The 3,963-nt window shown below is 47.6% G+C and carries 3 protein-coding genes; all 3 read right to left on the reverse strand.

The features are described from left to right. Positions 1–1,409, reverse strand: a 1,409-nt coding sequence (locus AC4E7D_RS12585) for a PorP/SprF family type IX secretion system membrane protein (protein WP_490174138.1), incomplete at its 3' end; no start/stop codon positions are given. A 138-nt stretch (positions 1,410–1,547) separates the two neighbouring features. After that, a complete protein-coding gene (locus AC4E7D_RS12590; protein ID WP_490174139.1) occupies positions 1,548–2,804 on the reverse strand; it encodes a TolB-like translocation protein in 1,257 nt (418 codons plus the stop codon). Between the two features lie 323 nt (positions 2,805–3,127). Further along, on the reverse strand, positions 3,128–3,883 hold the full coding sequence (locus AC4E7D_RS12595; protein WP_490174140.1) for a sulfite exporter TauE/SafE family protein: 756 nt from the start codon (positions 3,881–3,883) through the stop codon (positions 3,128–3,130). Between the last annotated feature and the right edge of the window lie 80 nt (positions 3,884–3,963).

Here is a 3,963-nt window from a genome sequence, read left to right on the forward strand (position 1 = left end):
TTAGCAATTAAGTAATAACCAGATGACACTCCAACGATATCCGACCGATTTTTAGCTCGTATTGGTAATTCTTTAAAGTCGCGCTTTGCAGGCTTCGTTTCAGGCCGTTTCACCGGGGCTGATTCTGCCAAAGCGGTAGGGATCTTACGCCTGGTCGCCCTGTGGGCAGGTTCCTCTGCCCCTTCCCTGATCTCTTTGCGGATCATACGGACCAGCGTCTCAAATTTCTTTTCAAACTGTTGATTTCGTGCTCTTTCAATAGAATCCTGTCTCAGGATCAACTCGTCCAGGATAAGCCGGTTCTCCATAGCCAGGGCATTGGATTCCACCATAGTGCTTACAACGGTATTAGCATCCTTTTCAGCTTTCAGTTCCAGGATCTGCTCTTCGTAATTCCGAACGATCTCATCGATCTGACGGTCCTTACTGGCATTGGCATAGTTTTCCGGATTGGCATCTTCATCCTTAAAGGTATAGGCAAGGGACAATTCATGGTTCCAGCCCAGGTTACCTCCTGCATCGGTAACATCCTTTTCCATCAGGTACCCGATAGACAGCCTCCTGTTCAGGTTGAACCCAAGCCCCATAGATACGCCATAGGTTTCGTCATAGGTTGTCTGAAACCAGCCGTAATTGGGCAGGTCGAGCAAGAGGGAACCGATATAGGTAAAACGGTCTTCTGTGTTCTTGCCTACTTGCAGCAACGGCATAAGGCGTCCGTTCTCAAATATTCCGGAGCGGGCAGAAAGGGGATGCGTGTATTGCAAAGCCGCCCTTAGGTTGTTTACATCAAGTCCGGTAACCAGGTTGTTGGTGGTTTGGTTGTAACGGATCAGGTCTGTTGCATAAAGGGCCACATCAAACCTTCCCATAGATAGGGCCATACCGGGTTCTATAACAATTTTGCTTTGCTTTGCTGTTTCCTCCAGGGTAGGATCGTTCTCCGGGGTCACAATCTTGCTGCGGTCTATCCCCTGGCTAACATAGGTGATATTGGTACCGAAGGTGAGTTTCGTATTATCGCCCAGTCGAACTGCACGGGCGTAGTTGGCATTAAATCCAAATTCCTGCATTACCCCTTCCCACTGACCGTAAAGGCCAATACCGAGGGCGGTATTTTCGTTTAGCTTGTTACTAAATCCCAGATAGTAGTTCTGGATATTGTCCTCATAGGAGGCATACTGATTCCTGTGCAGGATATTCAGATAAGATTTGTTCTCCCGAACCAAAGAAAATGTCGGGTTAATCAGAAACCTGTTGAAGAACAACTGGTTGTGAAACGGGCTCTTTACGCTGCTAAAGTTGCCCGGATTTTCCGTTTCCTGGGCGCTGGCCGTGTTGACGCTAAAAATTAAGGCCAGTAGCAGGAGTGGGAATACGTACTGTAGGTTACTATTAAAAGCTTTCATTGGGTTGTAATTTTTATCGGGTTGCCGGGGAGTGTTTTCCTTTTGTTACAGGAAAACACTCCTTCCTGCTTCCTGATAATCGCTGGGTTTTTATATCCCGAAGCCATCTTCGGGTAGGGAACTTATAATTCCAGGGTATTAGTCCTCGTATTCAAAAACCGTGTTCGAATATCCCGAGTTGGGGTCGATAGGCAAAAGCTCTATGAATTGGTTTTGGTTTTCTGCAAGGGCTTTTTTGCTCTTGTCCCCGTAGGTGAATACCAATTCCTGTACATCGCTTGGGTTGGCGCCCCGGTTAGAGACCACATAGGCCAGGCCCTGGTCTGCTTTTACCTTGAGGGCATAGTCATCCTGCCGACTGTTAAACGGCGCCCCGATATTCATGGCAAGGCCCACATTGTTAGACACCACCTGCACCGCGTAGAGATCCAGTCCGCCATATCCTTCCCGGCCATCAGAGGCAAAGAAGAGCAGGTTATCTCCCACTACACTGGGATAGAGGTCGTTTTTCCTCGTATTTACTTTTTCTCCCAGGTTTTTGGCAATGCCCAGGCTGCCATCCCGTTGGATGTCCGAAACATAGATATCGTATTTCCCATAGGTGCCCGGCATGTCTGAGGCAAAGAAAAGGCGTTTCCCGTCCTGGGACACGGCAGGGTGCATTGCAGAGGCATATTTTGGGCATACGGCCACTTCCTGTACATTGGTCCATTGGTTGCCAATGCGTTCTGCCTTGAAGATCTTGGTCAGGGGTTGCTTCTTGGAGAATACACCATACAGGGGTTTTACATAAACCACTTTGGTGAAATAGGCCGTCCTTCCGTCTGCAGACAAAGCTACGGGTGGTGCATAGGAACGCTGGTCAGAACGCTGACCTGAGCTCACCACATTTTGTGACTCAAAGAAACTCAAATCCGCCATGGAAGCATTGTTCCTGCCAAAGTCAGGTGCACGGTAATTTTCCGCCAGCCTGCGGGTAAGTTCGTCTTCCAGAGGGCTCCTGTCGATCTGGTAATCCTCCTTGATTCGGGAGAACCAATCGCGCTCAGCAATCTGCTGTCCGCCTTTGACGATTCCAGCCTGTTGACGTGCATAGAGGTACCGTTCATGGTAGCTTTGTGAAACATTATCTACTCCGCTGAGGTCGATAAGTTTCTGGTACCAGAAGGCCGCAGTTTCATAGTTTTCTGTCAGGAAATTCACATTTCCAAGGTCTTCAAAGATTTCCCGGTCTGTATACCCAAGCCGGATAAGCTTCTGGTAATCTTTGATCCGTTTCTCGGCTTCCTTCTGCACAGCGAAAGAGGTCTGAGTACCCCGCTGTGCTGTGACGGTAAGACACGCCAGCAACATGAGGGAAGCCATCACTTTTCTGTAGGTTATTACGCTGATCATAATACAAGATGTTGGGGGTTTGTCTGGCCAAATTTCGAAAGAGTGCTGAAGTTGTTATTATGAATTTTTCATAGGTTTTGGTGTTTTTTGGGTGTTTTTTTGTTAAAATTTGAGGAAAACCCTATGAATTTTTATCAGTTTCGGGGAAAAGCTGATTTTTCACGATCAACGGAATCAAATGAAAAGGAAAGGGAAGAAATAAGAAAAATCGTTGCCCGCTGACCCGAAAAATAGGTCAGTTTATCGGAGCTTTTTTGGATAAATTAAAAGGTAAGCGTGTTTTTGGACCTTAAAATGGCGGTTTTTGGTCTTAAAAAAGCGGGTCAGGTGAAAAACCACAGTTTGATCGCCATAAGGACAACCATAATAACCAGGAAAGTCTTGATAAATCCATCTCCCTTTACCACTGAGATCCGACTGGACAACCAGGCCCCTGCCCCGTTCCCTATGGCCAGTACCAGGCCCACTTTCCATATGATCTTGTCATTGTACAGGAAGACGGCTAAGGCAGAAAGGGTGTAGATAAATACCACAGCCACCTTAGTGGCGTTGGCCCTTACCAGGGTCATACGGTTCACATGGTTGAGGAAGAGCAGGATAACAAACCCGATCCCGGCATTGATAAAACCCCCATAGATCCCGAAAAAGAAAAAGGCAATCATCCCTATCCATTTGTATTTTCCGGTCACGCGTTCCTGGAGGTCGGCTACGCTAACTTTAGGTTTGAACACAATGAGGAGGACCACGGCAATCATGATGATGGCCAGGATGCGGTTAAAGGTTTCCCCTCTTATATCCACGGCAATGTAGGCCCCAATAATGGCCCCCAGTAAAGCGGAGATGCCCAGGTAGAGGTTATAGGGATAGGTGGAAACGCCCTTACTTTTAAAACCTGCCACCCCAATGGCCGTCTGTATCACAATGGCCACCCGGTTGGTCCCGTTGGCTACGCTGGGTGGTAATCCCAGGAAGATGAGCACCGGCAGGGAAATCAGCGATGCCCCTCCCGCGATGGTATTGATAAAGCCCACTACGAACCCAACTCCTACCAACAACAGGTAATGATACCATTCTTCCATGGGCTAAAAATAAGGGGTTGTTTCGGAATATTACACTTTCAATAAAAACAATTTAGAGGGCAAAGCTTGTCCTTTACGTA

The sequence above is a fragment of the Lentiprolixibacter sp. genome, from assembly GCF_982873095.1.

Coding starts and splice junctions, on each gene's coding strand:
- AC4E7D_RS12590 (WP_490174139.1), bottom strand. CDS start 2,804: ATGATCAGCGTAATAACCTACAGAAAAGTGATGGCTTCCCTCATGTTG.
- AC4E7D_RS12595 (WP_490174140.1), bottom strand. CDS start 3,883: ATGGAAGAATGGTATCATTACCTGTTGTTGGTAGGAGTTGGGTTCGTA.